Raw genomic sequence first — 22,917 nt, 5'->3', positions numbered from 1 at the left:
CGACAAAGGCCTGGCCGGGGTGGGGATGCATTCCAGCGAGAGATCGCAGGGACACAAAGTCAAACGTCCGCTTCTAGCGCAACGCAGTCATTGCCTCCCGGAGGAGCGGCGCTTCTCAAACGAAAAAGGGGCGCCGAAGCGCCCCCCTTCCAACACATCTAGAACGTTCGATCAGAACGGGCTTTCGGCGTCGAGGAACTCGGCGGCGTTGTCCTTGGTGATCAGCGTCGAGTCGAGGATGTAGCGACCGGCAACCTGGATGCCGCCGGTGAAGTGCGACGTGGTGAGCTCGATTGCCGTGGCAATCATCGCCGGGCTGTAGCTGACATCGACCGGCACCAACTTGTCGCCTGCCGCGACGCGCTGCAGCATCTGCTGCATGCCGGCGCCGCCGACGATGAACATGTCGTTCTCGCGGCCGGCCTGCTTGATCGCCTCGATGGCGCCGAGCGCAATGTCGTCATCCTGCGCCCACACCGCCTTGATGTCGGGGAAGCGGGTCAGGAAGTCCTGCATCACCTTGAAGCCGTCATCGCGGTTCCAGTTGGCGAACTCGTCGTCCAGCACCTTGATGTTGGTGCCTTCGATACCGGCCACGAACGCATCGAACCGCTGCTGGTCGATCGGGATCGGCAGGCCACGGAGGATCACGATGTTGCCGCCCTCGGGCAGCGCTTCTTTGAAGTAAGCGGCCGAGTTGGCGCCGAGCCCCGGATTGTCGCCGGCAACATAGAGGTTCTCGACGCCGTTGATCGACAGCTGGCGATCGACGACGGTGACGAACTTGCCGGCGTCTTTCACCTGCTTGATCGCCGAGGTCATCGCATCCGGATCGCCCGGCAGGATGACCAGCGCGTCGATATTGCGGGTCGAGACCATATCCTCAATGTCGGCGATCTGCTTGGGCGCGTCGGGTGCCGAAGCGAAGACGAAATCGACATTCGAGTAGGTGGTCTTCAGCCGTTCGATCGCCTGCTGGGCGAAGTAGTTGACCCCGCCGGTCCAGCCATGGTCGGCCGCCGGCACCGAGACGCCGATGGTGACCTTGTCCTGGGCCAAAGCGCTGCCGCCGAGAGCGCCGGCGATCACCGCCGCTCCCATGAGGGATTTCAGCAATTTCATGTAGTCCTCCCGTTGGTGCCCGCTCCTTGCGGGCGTTTGTGAAGCCGATGTCTTGTTTCTTGCCGCGCTTTCGAACCGGAAAAGTCTGCAACTTTTCCTGAAAGCGCTTCAGCTGGTGCGACGACCTCGCTGCAACAGCACGGCCAGAATGATGATGACGCCCTGGAACGCCCCATTGAGATATGGGCTGATGAAGCTCTGGAGGTTCAGGATGTTGCCGATGAGCCCAAGGATCACCACGCCCACCACGGTGCCCCAGATCCGGCCATAGCCGCCCTTGAGCGTCGTGCCGCCGATGATCACCGCGGCGATGGCTTCGAGTTCCCACAGCACACCGGTGGTGCTCGAGGCCGAGCCGAGCCGCGGCACGTAGAGCAGCACCGCAACACCCACGAGGACGCCCTGCAGGATGTAGGTCAGGAGCCGCACGTTATCGACATTGATCGATGAGTAGCGCGCCACCTGCTCGTTCGAGCCGATCGCCGCGCAATAGCGCCCGAACGCGGTGCGTCGCATGACGATCTCGCCGCCGATCGCCACCAGGGCGAAGACGATGATCGGCCACGGCACGCCGAACAGCCCATCGTAATAGACCGGCCGATAGAGGTCGGCGACCTGGAAGTTCAGCGACAGTGTGCCGCCATCGGCGAGGAAGGTAACCAGCGAGCGGAAGATGCCCATGGTGCCGAGCGTCACGATGAACGCCTCGATGCGGCCGCGGGTGATCATCAGGCCGTTGCCGATGCCGGCCCCACCGCCGATGACGAGGCCTGCCGCCATGCCGATCAGGATGACGCCCCAGGTGATGCCCATCGACGGGATCAGCGAGTTCATCACGATGATCATGATGCCGGCGATCACCGCCGCCATCGAGCCGACCGACAGGTCGAGCCCGCCCGAGGTGATGACGAAAGTCGCGCCGATGGCGATGATGCCGATGAACGACGAGCGCGCCAGGACGTTGGTGAGGTTGGAGTAGCTGAGGAAATTCTCGTTGAGCGAGATGCCGAGCAGCACCAGCAGCGCCAGCGCCAGCAGCGGGCCGACGGTCTTCAGGTCGAGGCGAAAGCCGCTTGCCGGCTTTACGGTTGCGTCAGGCGCTGATGCGCTCATCATTCCCACTCTGCTTGATGCCTGCGGCGTACCGCATGATTTCCGCCTCGGTGATCTCTGCCCCTTCGAGCAGCCCGGCCATGCGGCCTTCGCGCATCACCACCACGCGGTGGCTGAGCCCGATCACTTCCTGCATTTCCGACGAGATCACGATGATCGATTTGCCCTCGGCCGCGAGGGCCGCGATGATGTGATAGATCTGCTGCTTGGTGCCCACATCGATGCCGCGCGTCGGCTCATCCATGATGATGATCTCGGGCTCCGTCTCCATCGTCTTGCCCAACATCAGCTTCTGCTGGTTGCCGCCCGACAGGCGGCCGACGGCAACCGAGGGGTCGCGGGCTCGGATATCGAAGCGGCGCACCGCGCGCTCCAATGCCTTCTGCTCGCTGGAAAAATCGAGGAAGCCCGCCTTGAGGTGCTTGCCCAGCGTCAGGAGCGTCAGGTTCGGCCTGAGTCCCATGTTGAGCAGCAGGCCTTTGCCCTTTCGATCCTTGGTCATGTAGGCGAGGCCGGCGCTCACCGAGTGCGCGACACGGCTGAAATTGGCCGGCTTGCCGTTGACCTGCACCTCGCCGGCGCTCCGATGCGCGAGCCCGACGATCGCTTCGGCCACCGCGGTACGACCTGAACCGATCAGCCCGGCAAAGCCCAGGATTTCGCCGCGCCTCAGCGCAAACGAAATCTCGCGCACCCCTCGCGCCTGGAGACCGCGCACCGACAGCACCACTGGTGCATCGACATCCGGTTCGTGCTTGGGCGGATAGAGGTTGGTGAGCTCGCGCCCGACCATCATCTGCGCCGCCGAATCCGGCGTCATCACCTCGGTGCCGACCGTGGCGATCAACTGCCCGTCGCGCAGCACGGTGACGCGCCTCGCCAGCGCCATGACCTCGTCGAGCTTGTGCGAGATGAAGATGATGGCAACGCCGCGCGCCGTCAGCCGGCGGATCTGCTCGAACAGCGTCTCTGTCTCGCCCACCGACAGCACCGCCGTCGGCTCATCCATGATCAAGACTCGGGCATCGCGGCTGATCGCCTTGGCGATCTCGACCATCTGCTTGTCGGCCACCGACAGCGCGCTGATCCGCGTATCAGGATCGACATGCACATGCAGCGTTTCGAGGATGGAACGGGCCTTCGACCGCATCTGTGCCACATCAAGGAATCCGAAGCGGCGGATTTCGCGCCCGAGAAAGATCGACTCGGCGACCGTCAGGTGTTCGGCGAGGTTCAGTTCCTGGTGGATCAGCACGATGCCCAGCGCCTCGGCCTGGCCGTTGGGCGGCAGCACCACCGGCTTGCCGTCGAGCATCACCGTGCCGGAGCTCGGCTGCTCGATGCCGGAAAGAATCTTGATGAGGGTCGATTTGCCCGCGCCGTTCTCGCCGATCAGCGCATGCACTTCGCCGCGCTTGACGTCGAAATCGACGCTGAACAGCACCGGCACGTCGTTGAACGACTTCGAGATCCGGTTGGCCGCGAGTACTGGCGGCGCTGACGCGTCAGCGGCATTCGACAATCGATGAGCCTCCCCGGGAAGCGGCCGGTTCCCCCTGGCTCTGCTTCCATGGCGGATGATGTAAAGGTTTTCATGATCGATGTAAAGGTTTACATGAGGCATCATTCGTGTAGCCTCGCGACGTGACGACTGGCGGAACCCGCGCCTTCTGCTAAGGGATTCGTGAGACCACGCCGCCCGCGGCGGCGGACGGAGCGGCGCGTGCAGCAACAGAAACTGGCTACGATCGAAGACGTTGCGGCAATTGCCGGCGTTTCCATCGCTACGGTCAGCCGCGCTATCAACGAGCCCACCAAGGTGGCCGACGAGACTCGCCGCCGCGTCAACGACGCCATCGCCCGCACCGGCTACACCACCAACGCCATGGCGCGCTCGCTGCGCATGCGGCGCTCCAACATGATCCTGATTCTGGCGCCAGATGTCGGTGACCCGAACTTCTCCAACATCCTCGTCGGGCTCGAGACCGAAGCCAGCAAGCGGGGCTATGGCGTCCTGATCGGCAATACCCAGAACGATCCCGAGCGCGAATCCGACTATCTGCGCTTCATCAGTTCCAACCAGGCCGACGGGATGATCCTGCTCACCGGCCACCTGCCCTTCGGCCACGCCCAGCCCGGCCAGGAGACGCGCCTGCCGCCCATGGTGGCGGTGAACGAGCCGGTGCCCAACAGCGACATCCCCTTCGTCGGCGTCGACAATTTCGAAGGCTCGCGCCTCGCTGCCGAGCACTTGATTTCGCAGGGCCACCGCCGCATCGCCTTTATCGGCCACTCCAGCAGCCGGGCAGTGAACCAGCTGCGCGAGCGCGGCTACCGCGCCGCGCTCGAAGGCGCCGGCATCGCCATCGAACCGCTCTTGATCCTGGATGGCGACGGCACCACCGAAAGTGGCCGCCAGGCCACCGAGCACATGTTCGTGCGCGACGTACTGCCCACTGCCTTCCTCTGCGTCAACGACGCCACGGCGCTCGGAGTGATCATCTCCTTGACTGCCCGCCGCTACGACCTGCCGCGGCAATTCTCGGTGATGGGCTTCGACGACATCTCGTTCGCGAGCTTCGTCACCCCCTCGCTCACGACCATGAAGCAGCCCCGCCTCCGCATCGGCGAAGCCGCCATGGACATGCTGCTCGGCCTGCTCGAAGGCAACCGCCCGGACCGCAACAGCGTGCTGCTGCGCAGCGAGCTGATCGTCAGGAATTCGGTGGCGCCGCCGCGCGGGTTGTTGCCCTAGGTCGATCTGCTGGAGGGCGCTATTTTGCCTCCCCACCGGATGTCATCCCAGCGAAAGCTGGGAAATATCCACTTGCGCCGCGGCGAGCTGGGTCCCTGCTTTCGCAGGGATGACACCGAGTTGGTGGAGCAATTTGAGCCCAACCTCGGCCTAGCCATCCACCGCCTGCGGTTCCCAGCTCGTGAGCAGTCCCTCCCAACCCGGGAACCACTCGAGCAGCAGGATCTGCAAAGTCCGATCCCAGCCGAGCCAGATGGCGAGCGCCGTGAGCAGCAGCACCAGTCCGAACACCCGCTGGATGGTGGCGGCATGGCGCTGAAACCAGTCGAGCCGGCGCACCAGTTGGCGGCCGCCGAACAGCACCGCCGCCATCGGCAGCGCCGTACCGAGTGAGAAAGCCAGCGTGACAGCGATGGCCCCCGGCCCGACCGACTGGTTGAGCGCCAGCGTGATCACCGAGGCCATGATCGGACCGACGCACGGGCTCCAGGCAAGTCCGAGCCCAACGCCCACCACCACGCCGCCGCCGAACCCGGTACCGTCGCTGGATGGTGCGCGGCCGGCGAGCCCGCCCGCCAGCCGCTCGAACTGCAGCTGCAGCCCGGGAATGATCAGCACCAGGCCAAGCAGAGCGAGGATCACAGCGCTCAGTGTGCGGTTGATATCGGGCGGCACCCCGAGCAGCCGCACCAGGGCGCTGAGCGCCAGTGTCGCGGCAGTGAAGGCCAGAACGAACCCGACGATCACCCCTGTTGGACGCGCCTTGCCCTGCTGCGTTGCTGTCGCGAGGATCATCGGCAACAGCGGCAGCACGCAGGGCGAAAGGATGGTGATGACGCCCGCGATGAAGGCGAGCGCGATGGTCGGCAGCATCAGCAGTCAGAGCGCGCTGGTATGGGCGTTGAGGCCGTTGACGCCACCGCTGTTCCAAACCTCGACGCCCTTGCCGTCCTTGTCCAGCAAGACGAACGTATCCTGGTAGGTGACGCCGAACCGGGCTTTCAGCGCCTGCTCCTTGTCGTAGTCGGCGATCACCAGCGTCAGGCCGGGGTTCACCTCATCCCAGCGGGCATTGAGCTCGGTCACCGTGGCGCGACAGTTGGGGCACCAGGCGGCATAGAAGAACACCACCGTCGTCCCCTTGGCGGCGAGCTCGGCGAGTTGCGCATCGCCCTCGTAGGAGAGCACCTGTGACGCGGGGGCCGCCGTGACCGCCTCCTCGGCGAACGCCGGGGCGATCGCAATCGGCAACAACAGCAGCAGGCAGGTGAGCAGCAGGCGGAGCAAAGGGCGCATGAAATGGTTTCCGGCACGACGAGCCGTTGATTTGCGCGGCATTATCGCGGCTGCCCACCGATATGCCTACGGCTTCACAAGAAAATTGATTGCCGCGAGACCGATACCCGGCGACGGAAATTCCTGTCGCGCCCTCGAATTTGGAAACGCGTCGGCAGCATCGGAGGGGGCGATCCGACTATGATACGGCCAAGTTCATGCTCGAGAGTGAGAATACTTCAATGCGTTTCAACGTCCTCGCCACGGCGCTTGTCATTGGCTTTGCCGCCGCCGGTAGCGCCCAGGCCGAGCGGCTGACCGACCAGCCCCTCGTCGACGCCGCCTGGCTCAACAGCCAGCTCGGCAAGCCCGACCTGGTGATCATCGACATCCGCGACACCCCCAAGGACGCCACCGCGCCTTATGCCGCCGGCCACGTGCCGGGCGCCGTGGAAGCGCAGTACGCCACCTATGGCTGGCGCGCCAAGATCGACGGCGCCCCGGGCCTGCTGCCCAAGCTCGAAGACATCTCGGCCAGGATCGCGGCGCTCGGCGTCAGCGACGACACCCAGGTGGTGATCGTGCCGGCCGGCAGCGACGTCGCCGAATTCGGCGGCGCCACCCGCGTCTACTGGACTTTCAAGGTGCTCGGCCACGACAACGTCACCGTGCTCGATGGCGGCTACAAAGCCTGGGCCGCCTCCGGCCAGCCGGTTTCGACCGACGTCGTGACCCCGGTGGCCGGCAGCTTCACCGCCAAGCCCCGCCCCGAGCTGCGCGCCGAAGTGGCTGAAGTCGAACAGGCGATCGCCAGCGACACCAACCTGATCGATGCGCGCGCCGTGGCCCAGTTCATCGGCAAGGAAAAGACCAACACCGTGCAGTCGCTCGGCACCATCCCGACCGCGGTGAACCTCAACTTCGACAAGTTCTGGGACAAGGACGCCGGCAAGTTCGCGTCCAAGGCCGCCATCGATGCGCTGGTGCAGCAGGCCGGTGTCACCGACACCGATGGCCTCATCACCTTCTGCAACACCGGACACCTCGCGTCGATCGCCTGGTTCGGCCTCTCCGAAGTCGCCGGCCTCAAGGGCGTGCGCCTCTATGATGGTTCGATGTCGCAGTGGACGCTGGACCCCGCCCGCCCGGTGGTGGTGCAGAACTGAGGGTGCCAGAACCACCTGCGGTGTCACCCGGCCTGTTGCGTGTTGTGCTGAGTCGTGCCCACCCACCGGCTGTCATCCCAGCGAAAGCTGGGACCCATCTATCGGCTGGTGCGGGCGGTGAGTTGGGTCCCAGCTTTCGCTGGGATGACACCGGGTTTGGGGCTCTGCCAGAGGCTAGGTTCATCGGCGTAAGGCCATAGTTTTATATGGTCTGCATCGAGATGACACCGGTGGGTGGTCTGAAGGTACCAGACCTGACCGCCCACTTCGACCAATCGCTTAGGGCGCCCGAGATTGCGGTCTCGGGCGCGGCCATTTACGAACAGACGTTCGGCATAGGATCAGACGACCGTGACAGACATCAGCGCGCCTCAGCCCGCTCCCACCTTCAGCTGGCCCAAGCTCGATCGCGGCCCGGTCATCGTGGCGCTCTTGATGTTCGTCATCGGCAGCGTGGTGATCGGCCAGATGGTCGACCTGCGCCAGACCGTGCTGTTCCTGATCGGCGGGCTGCTCGGCGCCACCCTCTATCACGCCTCGTTCGGCTTCACCGGCGGCTGGCGCCGGCTGGTGGTCGAAAAGCGCGGCGCTGCGGTGCGTGCCCAGATGCTGATGGTCGCCATCGCCGCCATCGTCTTCATCCCGTTGCTCGCCGGAGGCACTGCTTTCGGCCGGCCGCTGGCCGGGGCCGTCGCGCCGGTCGGCGTCTCGGTGCTGGTCGGCGCCGCCATCTTCGGGCTCGGCATGCAGCTGGGCGGCGGCTGCGGCTCGGGCACCCTGTTCACGGTGGGCGGCGGCAGTGCCCGCATGCTGGTGACGCTCGCTGCCTTCATCTTCGGCGCTTTGATCGGTACCGCCCACCTCCCCTGGTGGCTGGCGCAGCCCTCGCTGCCGACCATCAGCCTCGGCACCAGCCTGGGCGCGCCGCTCGCCGTTATCGTGACGCTGCTCGGCCTCGCCGCCGTCGCCGGCATCACAGTGCTGATCGAACGCCGCGCCCATGGCGGGCTCGAGCAGACATCGAAGGCGAAGACGCGCGGCCTGTCGCGCCTGCTGCAGGGGCCGTGGCCGCTGGTCGGCGCCGCGGTGCTGCTGGCGCTGCTCAATATCGCCACGCTGCTGATCGCCGGCCACCCCTGGTCGATCACCTATGGCTTTGGCCTGTGGGGCGCCAAGATCGCCCAGTCGGTCGGCGTGCCGGTCGAAACCTGGGCGTTCTGGACCGCGCCGGGCCAGGCGCTGGCGCTCAGCCGCAGCGTGCTGTTCGACATCACCTCGGTGATGGATTTCGGCATCCTGCTCGGCGCGGCCCTCGCCGCCGGGCTCGCCGGCAAGTTCGCCCCCAAGGCCAACCTGCCGCTCAAATCGGCGCTCGCCGCGGTGATCGGCGGCCTGCTGATGGGCTATGGCGCCCGGCTGTCCTTCGGCTGCAATATCGGGGCGCTGTTCAGCGGCATCGCCTCGGGCAGCCTGCACGGCTGGGTCTGGTTCGCTGCCGCCTTCGCCGGCAGCTTCGTCGGCATCGCACTGCGTCCGGCGTTTGGTCTCGATGGGTTCAAGAAATGAGCGGGTCGCGTAACACCCTGCTGTTCGGCGCCGCGCTGCTCGCCGCCACCGCCGCCGTCGCCGCCGACCACGTCACCCGCGGCAATGGGGCAGCCGCCCCGGCCGCGGTGACCGCCGCGTCCGATGCCGGGTCCAACCCCTGTGCCGCCGCCTCGCCCTGCGCGGCGGACTCACCCTGCGCTGCCGCTTCACCCTGCGCGGCGGCCGCTCCCTGTTCGGCTGATGCGCCCTGTGCAGCCGCTGCTCCTTGCGCTGCGGCCGCGCCCTGTGCAGCAGCAGCTCCCTGCGCCGCAGCTGCTCCATGTGCGGCAGCTGCTCCATGTGCCGCCGCAGCCCCCTGCGCGGCGGCAGCGCCCTGCGCGGCCGGCAGCCTCTGATGGTCGACGCCGCCGACCGGCTCCGCGCGGCTGAAGAGGCGCTGTTCTGCGAAGCGGTGCTGCGCAAGGGCGGCGACAACGTGCTGCGCGCCACCCTGCGCGATGCACCGGTGGTGGCCTGGAGCCACTATCCGCCCGGCGACGTCTACGACCCCGCTTCGGGCGGCCAGTGGTACTATCACTGCCACATCCCGGCGGCTGAAGCCGAGCATGGCCACTTCCACTGCTTCGTCCGCCCCAACGGCAAGGATGGCCCGGTGCATCACCTGATTGCCGTCGGCGTCGACGCCTATGGCCGGCTGCAGCGGCTATTCACCGTCAACCAGTGGGTGGTCGGCGACAGCTGGCTCGACGCCGAAGCGAGCATCGCGCTGCTCGAGCGCTTCGATATTGAGATGCCGCAGCCCGACTACCTTACCAACCGCTGGCTCACCGCCATCCACCGCCTCTATGCCGACGAGATCGCCGACCTGATCCGTCAGCGCGACGCCACCCTCACGGCCCGCCAGGCGCCAGGCGGCGCCCCCATCCGCGAAGACCGGACGCTGGAGGTGACATCGGAGCTCCGCGTCGACCTGCCGTCGACGCTCCAGGCGCTGCGACAATGACCTACCTGTCGATCAGCGTCACCGAGACGCCGCTCGCCGAAGACCTCGCCATTGTCGGCGGGCAGCTGACGGCCTTCAACGAGGCCGATGTCGGCCCGGCCGATCGCCGGCCGCTGGCGGTCTTGGTCCGCGATGCAGCCGGCACCGTCGTCGCCGGCATCTCCGGCTACACCGCCTGGGGCTGGCTCTATGTGCAGTGGCTGTGGGTCGCCGAGACGCAGCGCGGCGCCGGTCTCGCCGGTCGCATGCTGGCCGCGGCGGAAACCGACGCCAAAGCCCGCGGCTGCCACGGCGCCTACATCGACACCTTCAGCCCGGTGGCGCTGAAGACCTACCAGCGGGCGGGGTATGTGCCGTTCGGCGCGTTAGAGGATTTTCCGCCGGGGCGAACGCGGACGTTTCTGCAGAAGCGGCTTTAGCTAGCGCCGGCGCGGGCTGACCCCCCCACCCTTGATCCCTCCCCGCAAGGGGGAGGGAGACGATAGATCCGAGATGTCAGTATGAGGGTCTCCCTCCCCCTTGCGGGGAGGGGACAGGGGTGGGGTCAGCCCGCGCCGGCGGTAGTGGCTAGCCCCTCAAGCCGCCAGCCGTCCCCCCAGCAGCGGATGCGGCGCCCCGGTCGTTGTCGGAAAGCTGATCGGCAATCCGCGCAGCACCCGCAGGGCAAGGAAGGCGAAGCATTCCGCCTCGATCGCATCGCCGCGCCAGCCGACGGTTTCCGCCGGGGCGGCGTCGACGCCGGCACGGGCCTTCAGCATCTCCATCATCAGCGGGTTGTGCCGTCCGCCACCCGAGACGATCAGCTTCGTCGGTCGCGTCGGCAACAGGTCGAGCCCCTTGCCGACCGCGGCGGCGGTGAAGGCGGTAAGCGTCGCGGCGCCGGTCGCCGGGTCGAGCCCGTCGGCCATCGCCGAAGTGAAGTCGAAGCGATCGAGCGATTTTGGCGGCGCGGCGCTGAGATAGGGATGCTGCAGCAGTTTGGCGAGCCGCGCCTCATCGACCGTGCCGCTCCGCGCCAGCGCCCCGTCGCGATCCATCTCGCCCAGCCCATGCGCCTTCATGAAGTCGTTGAGCGGCGCATTGGCCGGGCCGGTATCGAAGGCGACCAGCCGATCGGCGCCATCCCAATAGGTGACATTGGCGACGCCGCCGAGGTTGAGCACCGCCGTCTCGCCATGCGTGCCAAGCCCGCGCAGCAGCGCCTGGTGATAGATCGCCGCCAGCGGCGCGCCCTGCCCCCCTGCCCGCACGTCGGCAGAACGGAAATCGTAGGCGACCTTCACCCCGAGCAGCTGATGCATCAGCTCGCCGTCGCCAAGCTGGCGGGTGGCGCCGATGCGCCCCGGCTGCGGTGCGCGATGCAGCACCGATTGGCCGTGAAAACCGACGACGCCGACCTCGTCCATCGTGAGCCCGGCGCTTTCGACCAGCTGCTTGACCGCCGCCGATTGGGCCCGGGTCAGCATCTCCTCCGCTTCAGCGAAGATCGCGGGATCGGGCCCGTCGAAATTCCATCTGCGCGCTTCAGCCAGCGTCTTCTCGAGCGTATCGCGTATCTCCTGGGGGTAAGGCGCCAGCGTATAGGCGCCGAAGCGTTCGATGCTCTCGCCATCGGTCCTCAGCAGCGCCACGTCGATATTGCCGTCGAGCACGGTGCCGGTCATCAGGCCGACGGCCCAGATCGGTTCAGCCATGGTGGTCTCCCCAAAAGCGTTTTCAGGACAAGTTGCAGACTTTTCCGGTTCGAAAGCGCGACAAATCAAAGACTAGTTCTGATTGACCAGATCGCCGGTCGCACGGCGCAGCGCGATGATGCCGCTGTCGAAATGCCGGGTCGGGTGCACGCGGTTGGTGAGCAGCGTCCAGGCCCGTCCCGTGGCAAAATCGATCCAGAGGCCCGTGCCGGTGAAACCGGTATGGCCGATGGTCTCGGCCGAGCAGCGATCGCCGCCCGACCAGCCCTCATAGGGCCGCTCCCAGCCATGGGTGCGGCGCGGCGACAGCGCAGTGCGCATCAGCGCGATGCTCTCGGCCGCCGCGCCGGTACCGTTGAGGAGGCCCTCAGCATAGTCGAGCACCGAGGCGGCAGTGCCGAACAACCCGGCATGGCCGGAGCCCTGCAGCGCATAACAGTTCTCGTCATGCACTTCGCCCACCACGACGCGGCCACGCCAGGCATCGCGCTCTGTGGCGGCGCTCAGTTGCGGATCGGCCGACCAGCCGAAGCCAGGCCCCGGGTCCTGCTGCCGGATCAGCTTGCCGCTCAGCCGCTCGAGCGCAATGCCGAGGAGGATGAAGTTGATGTCGGAATAGACCGGCGGCCCTGCCGTCCACTCGTGCTGCAGCACCCAGGCGCGCAACAGGTTCGGGTCGCTCCCATAGGTGTAGATCGGCACCACGCCCGGGAACGGCGTCTGGTGACCGAGGCACTGGCGGAAGGTGAGCTTCCGCTCCCAGCTGCCATCCGGGTTGTATTGCCGGAAATCCGGGATCACCGAGGTGAGCGGCGCATCGAGATCGATGATCCCAGCCGCAGCCAGATCGAGAATGCGCGGCGTGGTGAAGATCACCTTGGTGAGCGAAGCGAGGTCGAACCACGTGTCGTCGCGCATCTGCCGCACCGCCGGCACCAGTTGCGCCGAGCCGATCGAGCGGACGGCGCGGTTGCCGTCGCGGTCGACCACCCCGAGCACTCCGCCCGGGATGCGCCTGGCTTCGACTGCCGCCTCAAGCGGTGCAAAAGCGCGATCGAGGGTGACGTCCGGACTCATGCCGTTTCCTCCACGCGGACGCGATGATCGTCGCCCGCTTCGCGCCACTTCGCCGGCGGCGGCTCATAACCCGATGGCCGCACCAGCGAGGGTACCTGCGTCACGTCGACGGTGAAATGCTGCCGTCGCCGCTCGATCGCCGGCACCGCCGCAATCAGCCGCTTGGTGTAGCTATGCTGCGGCGCGCCGAGCACTGCCGCTGCCTTGCCGATCTCGACGATCTGGCCGGCATACATCACCGCCACCCGGTGGGCGATGCGCTCCACCACCGCCATGTCATGCGAGATGAACAGGTAGGCGAGGCCGAATTCACGCTGCAGGTCGATCAACAGGTCGAGCACCCGCGCCTGCACGCTCACATCGAGCGCCGATACCGCCTCGTCCAGCACCACCACATCCGGGTTCAGCATCAAGGCGCGCGCGATGCAGAGCCGCTGCCGCTGTCCGCCGGAGAACTGATGCGGGTAACGGTGGAGCGCATCTTTGCTCAGCCCCACGCGCTCCAGCAGGCTGACCATACGCTCGCGCAGCTTGGCATCGAGCCGCTGGCCAGCGGCGATCGCCGGCTCGGCCAGCAGGGCCTCGACATTGAGCCGCGGATTGAGCGAGGCATAGGGGTCCTGGAACACCATCTGTACCGGCCGGCCGCTGCGGCCGGCCTTGGCTTCGATCCGCCCGCGCGTCGCCTTCACCAGCCCGAGGATGGCGCGCGCCGTGGTGGATTTACCCGAGCCGCTTTCGCCGACGATGGCCAGCGTCTCGCCCGGCATCAGGTCGAAATCGACGCCGTCGACGGCATGCACCGCGCCGGCCCGTCGCCGGAACAGTCCCTTCAGCACCGGAAAGCGCACTGCGAGATTGTCGACCGTGACGATCGGCGCCGCGGCGCGCGAGCTGCCGTCGCTCCGCACCGCGGTCCCCGAGGTGAAATGCGGCACTGCCTTGAGCAAATGCTGGGTGTAGGGGTGCTGCGGCTTGTCGAGCACCGTATCGAGCGACCCCTGCTCCACCGCCACGCCATGCTGCATCACCATGATGTCGTCGGCGATACCGGCAACCAGCCCGATATCGTGGGTGATAAAGATCATCGCCATATCAAGCTCCTCACGGAGTTCGGCGAGCAGCGCCATGATCTGCGCCTGCACGGTGACGTCGAGCGCCGTGGTCGGCTCGTCCGCGATCAGCAGCCGCGGGTTGCCCGCCAGCACCATGGCGATCATCACCCGCTGTCGCATGCCGCCCGACAGCTGGTGCGGATAATAGGTCAGTCGCTGCGCCGCATCGGGAATGCGCACCCGCTCCAGCGCCTCGCGGGCGGCGCGCGTTGCGTCGGCCCCGACGAGGCCGCGGCTGAGCCGGAACGCTTCCTCGATCTGTGCCCCGACCGTGTGCACCGGGTTGAGCGACGTCATCGGCTCCTGGAAGATCATGCCGATCTCCTTACCGCGAATGCGCTGCAGCGTCGGCTCGTCGGCCGAGGTGATATCGAGCGCCGTACCGTCGGCGCGCTGCAGGGTGATCGAGCCGCCGGTGATGCGCCCGCCGCCGAAATCCACCAGCCGGTTGACCGACAGCGCCGTCACCGACTTGCCCGAGCCGCTCTCGCCGACAATGGCGAGCGTCTTGCCGGCAGCGAGCTCGAAGCTCACCCCCTTCACCACCTCGTTGGCGCCGGGGTCGCGACCGAACCCGACGCGGAGATCGCGTACGTTGAGCAGCGTACTCATGCGGTCCTCGCTTGCGTGCGCGGGTCGAGGATGTCGCGCAGCGCATCACCGAGGAGGTTGAAGCCGAGGATGGCGAGCATGATGGTGAGCCCGGGGAACAACATCAGCCACGGCGAACGGGTCATCATCGATTTGCTCTCGGCCAGCATCACCCCGAGCGATGGGGCGGGCGGCTGCGAGCCGAGGCCGAGGAAGCTGAGGCCGGACTCGGTCAAGAGCGACCAGGCCAGCGCCAGGGTGATCGTCACGGTCAGCGGCGCGAGCAGATTGAGCAGCAGGTGGCGCGTCAGGATATAACGCTGCGTGCTGCCGAAGGTGCGCGCCGCCTCGACGAATTCGCGGGCCTTCAGCGTCAGGGCCGGCGCCCGCACCACGCGCGCAAAGATCGGCGTGTAGACGATGCCGATCGCCGTGATGCTGGTCATCACCCCCGGCCCCTGGATGGCGACGATCAGCAGCGCGAGCAGGATCGCCGGGAAGGCCAGCAGCACATCCATGATCCGCATCAGGATGCCGTCCCACAGATGCCCCCACCACGCCGCGAACAGGCCAACCAGCGTGCCGGCGGTTGCCGCGATCGCCACCGAGGCGAAGGCAATGAGGAAGGATTCGCCGATCCCCAGCATCAGGCGGCTGAACGTGTCACGGCCGAGCAGGTCCGTTCCGAACCAATAGGTGGCGCTCGGGCCCTTCAGCCGGTCGACCACGAACTGCTTCAAAGGGTCGTGCGGGGTGAGCCCCACCGCGCCCAGCAGGGCGAGGATGAGGAAGATGAGAATGATCGCCGCGCCGATGCGGCCACTGGGATGCCGCATCACGGCTTTGAGCAACGTCATCACTTGCCCCCCAGCCGGATGCGTGGATCGAGCGCCGCATAGGCGAGATCGACAATGAGGTTCACCACGAGGAAGTTGAAGGCGATGAACAGCACGGCGCCCTGCACCAGCGGATAGTCACGCTGCGAGATCGCATCGAGCGTCAGCCGGCCAAGACCGGGGAGCGCGAAGATCTGCTCGACGATCACCGCACCACCGAGCAGGTAACCGAACTCGACACCGGACAGCGTCACCACCGGGATCAGCGCATTGGGCAGCGCATGCTTCCACACCACGTCGCGCTGCGACGCGCCCTTGCTTCGTGCCGTGCGCACATAGTCGTCGCTCAAGACGTCGAGCATCGCCGAACGCGAGATGCGGGTCACTGCCGCGGCAAAACTGAGGCCGAGCGTGATCGCCGGCAGGATCATCTGGCTGAGGTTGCCGATCGGATCGACGAAGAGCGGGGTGAACGAGCCCATCGCCGGCAGCGCCCGGAACACCACCGACAGGGTGTAAATCAGCAAGAGGCCGACGACGAAGCTCGGCGTCGATTGCCCGAGCATCGCGAACACCCGCACCGCGAGATCGGACGGGCGATCGGCCCGCGTCGCCGCGAACACCCCGGCCGGGATGCCGACCGCCAGCGCGATCAGCATCGACAGCAGCGCCAGCTCGAGGGTGAGCGGAAAACGCGCGATGATGACGTCCAGCACCGGCTTGCCGTAGATCACCGAGATGCCCAGATTGCCCTCGAACAGCCCGGCCAGCCAGCGGCCATATTGCACGATGATTGGCTGGTCGAGCCCGAAATAGGCAGCCAGCGACTCGCGCTGTGCGTCGGTCAGCAGGCCCGCCTCGGTGCCCAGCATGGCGATGATCGCGTCGCCCGGCACCAGCCGGATGGCAAAGAACACCAGCAGCGAGACGCCCATCAGGACCAGCGGAAACGTCAGCAGCCGCTGCGTGATGTAGTTCATGTCGGGCGCACGTGAGTTGGCAGGGTCACTGAGGTGAGGATGGCTCGGTGCGGGAAACGCACCCCCCACCCTGTCCCTCCCCCGCAAGGGGGGAGGAAACCAGAACACTGGCGCTGGAGGTGGCGTCTCCCTCCCCCTTGCGGGGAGGGGACAGGGGTGGGGGTGCGTTTCCCGCACCGGCCTATCAGCTGCGTTGCCGCCATGTGCGATTGCTCTGTCTAGGTAGGGTGAGGCGGGCCACCAGGGCCCGCCTCAAGCCATCATTGACCCACGGTCACCTTGGCCAGCGAGAACAGCAGCCCGCTCGGGTTGCTTTCATAGCCCTTCACCGCGTCGGTGTTGGCCGTGTAGACCACGGTGCTCGAAATCCAGATCCACGGCGCCGCCTCGGCGAGCTTGGCCTCGAACTGCTGGAAGATCGGCTTGCGCTTGGCAACGTCGGTTTCGACCCGCCCTTCCTGCAGCAGCTTGTCGAGTTCCGGGTCGACGAAGTTCGACACCTTCACCAGGTTCCCGTCCTTGGTGAAATAGCGGTTGTACATCGGGTACGGGTCCGGACGGCCGCCATTCTGCGCCACCGCCATGTCGAAATCACCCTTCAGCCAGGTGTCGACATAGACCTTGAGGTCCATGGTCTTGATGTTGAGCTTGACGCCGATGGCGGCGAGCTGGCTCTGCAGCACCTGCGCTTCGTTGGCGGCATAGGGCGGCTCGCCGGTCGCGGCGATCACCTCGACCTCGAAGCCGGCTTCCTGCCCGGCTTCCTTCATCAGCGCCTTGGCCTTCTCGACATCCTGCGTGTAGCAGAACAGCGTCGAGGGGTCGGACGCATAGGCTTCCATGGTCAGCGGACCGGTGACCTTGCCCTCGCCGACCAGCGCCGTGTCGACGATTTCCTGCCGGTTCACGGCGCAGGAAATGGCCTGGCGCACCTTGAGGTTGTCCATCGGCGGCCGCGACGGGTTGAGCTGCAGCACGTTGTAGGAGAGGCCCGGGATGCGGTTGAGCGTCAGGCCCTGCTCGCCCGGGATCAGCGTCGCGATCGTCGGGTCGTTGAACAGGGCGAAGTCGGTCTGGTTGGCACGCATCGAATCGATGATGGCGCTTTCACTCGGCAGCACCGAAATGGTGATGCCGTCGACGCCGACCTTGCCGCCCGCCCAGTGCGGATTGGGGCTCAGCACTTCCTTGACGTTGGGATCCCACTGGTCGAGCACGAACGGGCCCGAGCCGATCGCCTTGGTGCCGATGCTGCCATCGGCCACCGCGCTCGCCGGAACCACCGAGGCGTTGGTGCCCGACATGGCGACGAGGATCGGCGCATCGGGCTGGCTCATATTGAACACCACGGTCTGCGGATCGGGCGTATCGATGGTGGCGATCGACAGGAAGTTGGCGCGCGCCGCGGCGGCGGTCTCCTCATTGAGCAGGCGCTCGAACGACGCCTTCACGTCGGCCGAGGTCACCGCATCGCCGGTCGAGAACTTGGCATTGGGATCGAGCTTGAAGGTCAGCGTCTTGCCGTCGGCCGAGAACTCCCAACTGGTGGCGATCGCCGGAATGACATTGTACTGCGCGTCGAGCCGGACCAGCGGCTCGTAGATCAGCTCGAGCAGGCGCAGCGACGGGAACGCCGTCTGCTTGTGCGGGTCGAGCCCGGTGGCGTCCTGCGCCCACGCCATGCGAAGGCTCGCAGCCTGTACCGGCAGGGCGATGGCGGTGCTCAGCGTTGCTGCGACGGCGAGGCCGGCGAGCAGTCGTTTGGTCAAATGCATGGTTCGTCCCTCCTGTTTCATCTTCCCATGAACGGCAGCGCCGCTCCGGGTCGTCATTAGTCTTCAGATAGTCGCGTCACGCCTCGAGGGCGCGACGCAGGAACCCGCCGGCACCGGCCATGGCGGCACGGGCCGCCTCGACGTCCTGGCCGGTGAGGATGGTCAGGATTGCCAGCTTCACGTCGTTGCCGGTGCGTTGCAGCGCCTGCTCGGCGACCTGTTCAGGGCAGTCGGTCGCCTGCATGACGATGCGCACCGCGCGCGCCAGCAACTTGGCATTGCTGGTCCGCACGTCGACCATCAGGTTCTGATAGGTCTTGCCGATGCGGATCATGCTCGCCGTGGAGAGCATGTTGAGCACCAGCTTCTGCGCCGTGCCGGATTTGAGCCGGGTCGAGCCGGTCAGCACTTCCGCCCCGACCAGCGGCGCGATCGAGATATCGGCGAGGCCGGCAATAGCGGAGTCCGGATTGCAGGTGAGCCCCACCGTCACCGCGCCGAGCGATTTGGCGTAGTTCAGTGCGCCGATCACGTATGGGGTGCGCCCGCTCACCGCGATGCCCACCACGACGTCGCGATTGTTGAGGTCGATAGCCCTGAGGTCGGCCGCCCCGCCCTCGGCGCTGTCTTCCGCGCCTTCGACGGCGCTGACCAGCGCCCCGAGGCCGCCGGCAATCACCCCCACCACCATGCTCGGCGGCACGCCGAAGGTCGGTGGACATTCCGAGGCATCGAGCACGCCCAGCCGGCCGCTGGTGCCGGCGCCGATATAGATCAGCCGGCCGCCCCTGCCGAACGCCTCGACGATCTGCTCGACCGCCAGCGCCACCTGCGGCAGGGTCTTGCCCACCGCCTCGGGCACCAGCCGGTCTTCGGCGTTGATGGTGGCTACGATCTCGGCGGGCGCCATCAGGTCGATGCCCATGGTGCGCGGATTGCGCTCCTCGGAGACCAGCTGCTCGAGCTCGCTCAGCAGCACCCGGCGATCGCTGCTTGGCGCGGTCATGGGCGGGCGTCTCCAAGCGATTCGGTGCGTGACATCTGGGCTCCTGAGTGTGGGCAGAGGGTAGAAACTCCGCGCTTCCGCTGTCAATTGTTTTCAGTGCAGCCGAACGCATTGCACTTTTGTTTCGCGTGGGTATGAATGTCGGCATGGGGATTCAGTCGAACATCGAGGCCTCCGCCGCGAGTTTCACGCCGACCATGCGGCGGCTGGCCAAGGCCATTCGCGACAACCCGGCCATCGTCCTCGAAAAGACCATCTCGCAGATTGCCGAGGCCTGCGGCACCTCGGTCGCCTCGGTGGTGCGTTTCTGCCGGGCTGTCGGCGTCAGCGGCTATGCCGAGCTCCGCATGTCGCTCGCCACCGAGCTCGGCAAGGAAGCGGCGCAGTTCGGCTCCGGCCTGACGTTAGGCGCGGAAATCGCCCGCACCGATACGCTCGAGGAGATGGCCGCCAAGGTCGCCTCGCTCGAAATGCTGGCCATCGAGGAGACGGTGTCGAGCCTCGACTTCAAGACGCTGGAGCGCGTGGTCACGGCGCTCGACCAGGCGGAGCGCATCCTGCTGTTCGGGATCGGCGCCAGCCACTTCGTCGCCCAGGACCTGCACCACAAGCTGTTCCGCGTCGGCCGTAACGTCTTCCTGATGGCCGATGCGCACGAGGCCTGGACGGCGGCCCTGATGTCGCCGGCGCACACCGTCGCCATCGGCTTCTCGCATTCCGGCGCCACTGCCGACACCGTGCAGTTCCTGAAGCTGGCGCGCGACAACGGTGCACTCACCGTCGCCATCACCGGCGCCCGGGATTCGGCCCTGGCCCGCGCCGCCGAGGAACGGCTCGTCACCCATGCCCGTGAAAGCACATTGCGCGCCGGCGCCATGGTCAGCCGCATCGCGCAACTGGCGCTGGTCGACTGCCTGTTCATGGGGGTGGCGCGGCTACGCTACGAACAGACCATCGACGCGCTGAAGCGCACCCGCGACGTCACCCATCCCGAGCATTCCGCATGACGAACTCCACCCCTCTTGCCCTGTTCGTCGGAGTTTCCGGCTACGAGCTCACTGCCGACGAGATCGCCTACCTGCGCGAAGCGAACCCCTACGGCTTGTTCCTGTTCCGCCGTAACCTCGACCACAGCGACCAGGCGCGGCGGTTGTGCGCCGAGTTCCGCGACGTGGTCGGCCGGCCCGATGCACCTGTTTTCGTCGATCAGGAAGGCGGGCGGGTGCAGCGGCTCGACAACGGCAACTGGCCGAGCTTTCGCAGCATGGGTTCGTTCGGCGCATTGGCGAAACGGGATTTGGCCCTGGCAAAACGCGCCCTGCGCCTCTCGACCCAGGCGATGGGCGCACTGATGACCGAGCTCACCATCGACAGCGGCACCACCCCGGTGGTCGATCTCGCCCGCAGCGGCACCCATGACGTGATCGGCCAACGCGCCTTCGGCGACGACCCGGAGCGGGTGGTAACGCTGGCCCGCGAAGTGATCGACGGCATGCTCGAGGTCGGCGCCCTGCCGATCATGAAGCACATTCCCGGCTATGGCCGGGTGACGGTCGATCCGCACTTCGACTGTCCGGTGGTCGATGCCGGGCTCGATGATCTCCGTGCCACCGATTTCCAGCCATTCGTCGCGCTCAAGGATTGCCCCTGGGCGATGGTCGCGCACCTGGTCTTCACGCAGATCGACCCGGATCGCGCCGCCTCGGTTTCGCCTGCCGTCTACGAACTGATCCGCAAGGACATCGGTTACGACGGCGTGCTGATCACCGATTGCCTCAGCATGGAGGCGCTGCAGGGCACACCGGCCGAGCGGGTCGCTGCCGCGCTTGCTGCCGGTTGCGATATCGCGCTGCTGACCCAGGGCGGCCTCGAGGCCAGCATTTCGGCCGCCGACGGCGCGCGCCCGCTGACTGGGCAAACGCTAGAACGAATCACGCGCGCTTCGCGCAAACGCGGTAACCTTCGGGTGGATGTCACTGCACTCCATGCCGAAGTCGAAGGGATTTTCAGAGAGAGCGGCCTCGCTTAGGGCGCGCGCCGAAACAAAGAGGAGATTGGAAGTGTTAAAGAGCAAGCTGTTTGCGGCCACCGCACTGGCGCTCGCGATGACCGCACCGGTGAGTGCGCAGGTCGTGGTGACCATCAGCTCCGAACAGACCACTACCTATGTGCGCAACTTCAACCCGTTCAACCAGACCTCTGCGCGCGCCACCACCAAGGATTTCATCTACGAGCCGCTGGCGATCTTCAATCGCCTCGCCGGCGCCAAGTGGGAATACCGCCTGGCCGAAAGCTTCGAGCTGGCCGACGACCTCAAGTCGATCACCTTCGTGCTGCGCGACGGCCTGAAATGGTCGGACGGCCAGCCGCTCACCGCCGATGACGTGATTTTCACCTACGACTACCTGAAGCAGTTCCCGGCACTCGACTTCAACTCGGTTTCCAAGCTGATGGAGTCGGTGGAAAAGGTCGATGCGCGCACAGTGCGCTTCAACCTCGCCCAGCCCAACTCGCTGGTCGCCACCACCATCGTCGCCATGCCGATCGTGCCCCAGCATATCTGGAAGGATGTTGCCGACCCGGTGACCTTCACCAACGAGACCCCGGTCGGCTCCGGCCCGCTTACCGAAATCACCCGCTTCACCCCGCAGGTCTACGAGCAGTGCCGCAACCCCAACTACTGGGATGCCGCGAGCCTGAAGGTCGATTGCATCCGCATGCCACAGTTGGCCGACAACCCGCAGGTGCTGGCGGCTCTGGCCGACGGCACGCTCGACTGGGCGACCAGCTTCGTGCCCGATATCGACAATACCTTCGTCGCCAAGGACCCCGAGCACAACCACTACTGGTTCCTGCCCTCGAGCCTCGTGGCCTTCACCCTCAACCTCGAAACGCCTGACGCCAACAACAAGAAGGCGTTCAACGACGTCAACTTCCGCCGCGCCGTGTCGATGCTGATCGACCGCCAGTCGATCATCGACATCGCCGGCTACGGCTATCCGGTGATCAACGAAGATCCGGCGATGCTCGGCTCGTTCTACAAGGCCTTCGGCAACCCCGAGGTCGCCACCAAGTTCGGCCAGTACGGCAAGTTCGACCTCGAGGCCGGCAAGGCTTTGCTCGAGCAATCGGGCTACCTCGACAAGGACGGCGACGGCTTCCGCGATAATCCGGACGGCACGCCCATAGCTATCGACATCGAGATCCCGAACGGCTGGACCGACTGGATCGATGCGGTGCAGATCGCCATCGAAACGCTGAAGGCGGCCGGGCTCAACGTGAAGATGTCGACCCCTGAGGAATCGGTGTGGGCTTCCGACCTGATCGACGCCAAGTACTCGATGTCGCTCAACGCCATCGCCTCGGCGGCCAACCCCTACTTCCCCTATATCCGCTCGTTCAACCCGGCCGATTTCGGCAAGAGCCGCACCTCGGCACAGCGCTGGACCGACCCGGAAGTGGTCGAGATGCTCAACAAGTACACCCAGGTGAAGGACCCGGCCGAGCAGAAGGCGATCATGGACGCCATCCAGCTCAAGGTGGCCGAAGCCATGCCGGTGATCCCGGTCTACAACAGCCCATCCTTCTACCAGTACAGCACCAAGCGCTTTACCGGCTGGGCCAATGCGGACAACCCGATCACCTCGCCGGTGGTCTCCAACGCCAATCCGGGCCGCCTGATCCAGCTCCTGGCACTGCGTCCGGTCGCGCAGTGAAGCAGGCAATGATGTGTCGGCCGCCCCCTCTCCCCTCAGGGGAGAGGGCAAGCGGCGCTCGTGAGCGTCAGCGAACTAGCAAAGCTAGGGTGAGGGGTGCAGCCCCTCCGCATGCTGGTACTCGCCGCAGGCCGCCACATCGCAC

Annotated in this window: 20 protein-coding genes; 8 read left to right on the top strand and 12 right to left on the bottom strand. The window is 66.3% G+C overall.

The window, feature by feature from the left end:
* Window positions 1-171: 171 nt before the first annotated feature.
* The 3 genes from VGV07_RS08595 to VGV07_RS08585 all read right to left on the bottom strand — a co-directional run bounded on the left by VGV07_RS08595 (window position 172) and on the right by VGV07_RS08585 (window position 3,757).
* Entirely contained in the window at window positions 172-1,122 is a 951-nt protein-coding gene (locus VGV07_RS08595) for a substrate-binding domain-containing protein (protein ID WP_326868284.1), read from the bottom strand.
* Between the two features lie 108 nt (window positions 1,123-1,230).
* Window positions 1,231-2,235, bottom strand: coding sequence for an ABC transporter permease (locus VGV07_RS08590; protein WP_414649927.1), 1,005 nt, complete (start codon window positions 2,233-2,235; stop codon window positions 1,231-1,233).
* On the bottom strand, window positions 2,216-3,757 hold the full coding sequence (locus tag VGV07_RS08585) for a sugar ABC transporter ATP-binding protein (protein WP_326868282.1): 1,542 nt from the start codon (window positions 3,755-3,757) through the stop codon (window positions 2,216-2,218). Before VGV07_RS08585 ends, VGV07_RS08590 begins: the two co-directional genes overlap by 20 nt.
* Window positions 3,758-3,958: 201 nt before the next feature.
* Here VGV07_RS08585 and VGV07_RS08580 point away from each other — a divergent pair, with 201 nt between their 5' ends.
* Window positions 3,959-4,990, top strand: coding sequence for a LacI family DNA-binding transcriptional regulator (locus VGV07_RS08580; protein WP_326868281.1), 1,032 nt, complete (start codon window positions 3,959-3,961; stop codon window positions 4,988-4,990).
* 150 nt (window positions 4,991-5,140) lie between these two features.
* Here the strand turns inward: VGV07_RS08580 and VGV07_RS08575 are convergent, their stop codons facing one another.
* Together VGV07_RS08575 and VGV07_RS08570 are read right to left on the bottom strand one after the other, a co-directional pair.
* Window positions 5,141-5,863, bottom strand: coding sequence for a cytochrome c biogenesis CcdA family protein (locus tag VGV07_RS08575; protein ID WP_326868280.1), 723 nt, complete (start codon window positions 5,861-5,863; stop codon window positions 5,141-5,143).
* 6 nt (window positions 5,864-5,869) lie between these two features.
* Entirely contained in the window at window positions 5,870-6,286 is a 417-nt protein-coding gene (locus tag VGV07_RS08570) for a thioredoxin family protein (protein WP_326868279.1), read from the bottom strand.
* A gap of 221 nt (window positions 6,287-6,507) precedes the next feature.
* Here VGV07_RS08570 and VGV07_RS08565 point away from each other — a divergent pair, with 221 nt between their 5' ends.
* The 4 genes from VGV07_RS08565 to VGV07_RS08550 all read left to right on the top strand — a co-directional run bounded on the left by VGV07_RS08565 (window position 6,508) and on the right by VGV07_RS08550 (window position 10,401).
* Window positions 6,508-7,431: a sulfurtransferase gene (locus VGV07_RS08565; protein ID WP_326868278.1), complete on the top strand. Its 924-nt coding sequence runs from the start codon at window positions 6,508-6,510 to the stop codon at window positions 7,429-7,431.
* Window positions 7,432-7,782: 351 nt separating this feature from the next.
* Window positions 7,783-8,997 carry a YeeE/YedE family protein gene (locus VGV07_RS08560; RefSeq protein WP_326868277.1) on the top strand — a complete coding sequence of 405 codons (1,215 nt, stop codon included), beginning with the start codon at window positions 7,783-7,785 and terminating at the stop codon, window positions 8,995-8,997.
* A 376-nt stretch (window positions 8,998-9,373) separates the two neighbouring features.
* A complete protein-coding gene (locus tag VGV07_RS08555) occupies window positions 9,374-9,982 on the top strand; it encodes a DUF6969 family protein (RefSeq protein WP_326868312.1) in 609 nt (202 codons plus the stop codon).
* Entirely contained in the window at window positions 9,979-10,401 is a 423-nt protein-coding gene (locus VGV07_RS08550) for a GNAT family N-acetyltransferase (RefSeq protein WP_326868276.1), read from the top strand. Before VGV07_RS08555 ends, VGV07_RS08550 begins: the two co-directional genes overlap by 4 nt.
* Before the next feature lie 156 nt (window positions 10,402-10,557).
* Here the strand turns inward: VGV07_RS08550 and VGV07_RS08545 are convergent, their stop codons facing one another.
* From VGV07_RS08545 to murQ, 7 genes are all read right to left on the bottom strand, one after another.
* Window positions 10,558-11,676: an anhydro-N-acetylmuramic acid kinase gene (locus tag VGV07_RS08545; protein WP_326868275.1), complete on the bottom strand. Its 1,119-nt coding sequence runs from the start codon at window positions 11,674-11,676 to the stop codon at window positions 10,558-10,560.
* Between the two features lie 72 nt (window positions 11,677-11,748).
* Window positions 11,749-12,753: a serine hydrolase domain-containing protein gene (locus VGV07_RS08540; protein ID WP_326868274.1), complete on the bottom strand. Its 1,005-nt coding sequence runs from the start codon at window positions 12,751-12,753 to the stop codon at window positions 11,749-11,751.
* Window positions 12,750-14,480: an ABC transporter ATP-binding protein gene (locus tag VGV07_RS08535; protein ID WP_326868273.1), complete on the bottom strand. Its 1,731-nt coding sequence runs from the start codon at window positions 14,478-14,480 to the stop codon at window positions 12,750-12,752. The genes VGV07_RS08540 and VGV07_RS08535 overlap by 4 nt, the downstream gene beginning before the upstream one ends.
* Window positions 14,477-15,316: an ABC transporter permease gene (locus tag VGV07_RS08530; RefSeq protein ID WP_326868272.1), complete on the bottom strand. Its 840-nt coding sequence runs from the start codon at window positions 15,314-15,316 to the stop codon at window positions 14,477-14,479. The genes VGV07_RS08535 and VGV07_RS08530 overlap by 4 nt, the downstream gene beginning before the upstream one ends.
* Window positions 15,316-16,275: an ABC transporter permease gene (locus tag VGV07_RS08525; RefSeq protein WP_326868271.1), complete on the bottom strand. Its 960-nt coding sequence runs from the start codon at window positions 16,273-16,275 to the stop codon at window positions 15,316-15,318. The genes VGV07_RS08530 and VGV07_RS08525 overlap by 1 nt, the downstream gene beginning before the upstream one ends.
* Window positions 16,276-16,535: 260 nt before the next feature.
* Window positions 16,536-18,050: an ABC transporter substrate-binding protein gene (locus tag VGV07_RS08520; protein WP_326868270.1), complete on the bottom strand. Its 1,515-nt coding sequence runs from the start codon at window positions 18,048-18,050 to the stop codon at window positions 16,536-16,538.
* 76 nt (window positions 18,051-18,126) lie between these two features.
* Window positions 18,127-19,056: an N-acetylmuramic acid 6-phosphate etherase gene (gene murQ, locus VGV07_RS08515; protein ID WP_326868269.1), complete on the bottom strand. Its 930-nt coding sequence runs from the start codon at window positions 19,054-19,056 to the stop codon at window positions 18,127-18,129.
* 146 nt (window positions 19,057-19,202) lie between these two features.
* On the opposite strand from murQ, the gene VGV07_RS08510 reads away from it, so the two are divergent.
* The 3 genes from VGV07_RS08510 (at window position 19,203) to VGV07_RS08500 (ending at window position 22,772) form a co-directional block, all read left to right on the top strand.
* Window positions 19,203-20,063, top strand: a complete 861-nt coding sequence (locus VGV07_RS08510) for a MurR/RpiR family transcriptional regulator (protein ID WP_326868268.1) — start codon at window positions 19,203-19,205, stop codon at window positions 20,061-20,063.
* Window positions 20,060-21,085: a beta-N-acetylhexosaminidase gene (nagZ, locus tag VGV07_RS08505; RefSeq protein WP_326868267.1), complete on the top strand. Its 1,026-nt coding sequence runs from the start codon at window positions 20,060-20,062 to the stop codon at window positions 21,083-21,085. The genes VGV07_RS08510 and nagZ overlap by 4 nt, the downstream gene beginning before the upstream one ends.
* A gap of 76 nt (window positions 21,086-21,161) precedes the next feature.
* Window positions 21,162-22,772 (top strand): ABC transporter substrate-binding protein, encoded by a 1,611-nt coding sequence (locus tag VGV07_RS08500; RefSeq protein ID WP_326868311.1) that lies wholly within the window; start codon window positions 21,162-21,164, stop codon window positions 22,770-22,772.
* Window positions 22,773-22,917: the final 145 nt, after the last annotated feature.

It is taken from the genome of Devosia sp., from assembly GCF_035944845.1.
Taxonomy (GTDB): domain Bacteria; phylum Pseudomonadota; class Alphaproteobacteria; order Rhizobiales; family Devosiaceae; genus Devosia_A.
Note: the sequence above shows the minus strand (reverse complement) of the source record. Positions and strands in the feature narration are given on the sequence as shown.

Coding starts and splice junctions, on each gene's coding strand:
- VGV07_RS08595 (WP_326868284.1), bottom strand. CDS start 1,122: ATGAAATTGCTGAAATCCCTCATGGGAGCGGCGGTGATCGCCGGCGCT.
- VGV07_RS08590 (WP_414649927.1), bottom strand. CDS start 2,235: ATGAGCGCATCAGCGCCTGACGCAACCGTAAAGCCGGCAAGCGGCTTT.
- VGV07_RS08575 (WP_326868280.1), bottom strand. CDS start 5,863: ATGCTGCCGACCATCGCGCTCGCCTTCATCGCGGGCGTCATCACCATC.
- VGV07_RS08570 (WP_326868279.1), bottom strand. CDS start 6,286: ATGCGCCCTTTGCTCCGCCTGCTGCTCACCTGCCTGCTGCTGTTGTTG.
- VGV07_RS08565 (WP_326868278.1), top strand. CDS start 6,508: ATGCGTTTCAACGTCCTCGCCACGGCGCTTGTCATTGGCTTTGCCGCC.
- VGV07_RS08555 (WP_326868312.1), top strand. CDS start 9,374: ATGGTCGACGCCGCCGACCGGCTCCGCGCGGCTGAAGAGGCGCTGTTC.
- VGV07_RS08550 (WP_326868276.1), top strand. CDS start 9,979: ATGACCTACCTGTCGATCAGCGTCACCGAGACGCCGCTCGCCGAAGAC.
- VGV07_RS08545 (WP_326868275.1), bottom strand. CDS start 11,676: ATGGCTGAACCGATCTGGGCCGTCGGCCTGATGACCGGCACCGTGCTC.
- VGV07_RS08540 (WP_326868274.1), bottom strand. CDS start 12,753: ATGAGTCCGGACGTCACCCTCGATCGCGCTTTTGCACCGCTTGAGGCG.
- VGV07_RS08535 (WP_326868273.1), bottom strand. CDS start 14,480: ATGAGTACGCTGCTCAACGTACGCGATCTCCGCGTCGGGTTCGGTCGC.
- VGV07_RS08530 (WP_326868272.1), bottom strand. CDS start 15,316: ATGACGTTGCTCAAAGCCGTGATGCGGCATCCCAGTGGCCGCATCGGC.
- VGV07_RS08525 (WP_326868271.1), bottom strand. CDS start 16,275: ATGAACTACATCACGCAGCGGCTGCTGACGTTTCCGCTGGTCCTGATG.
- VGV07_RS08520 (WP_326868270.1), bottom strand. CDS start 18,050: ATGCATTTGACCAAACGACTGCTCGCCGGCCTCGCCGTCGCAGCAACG.
- murQ (WP_326868269.1), bottom strand. CDS start 19,056: ATGACCGCGCCAAGCAGCGATCGCCGGGTGCTGCTGAGCGAGCTCGAG.
- VGV07_RS08510 (WP_326868268.1), top strand. CDS start 19,203: ATGGGGATTCAGTCGAACATCGAGGCCTCCGCCGCGAGTTTCACGCCG.
- nagZ (WP_326868267.1), top strand. CDS start 20,060: ATGACGAACTCCACCCCTCTTGCCCTGTTCGTCGGAGTTTCCGGCTAC.
- VGV07_RS08500 (WP_326868311.1), top strand. CDS start 21,162: ATGACCGCACCGGTGAGTGCGCAGGTCGTGGTGACCATCAGCTCCGAA.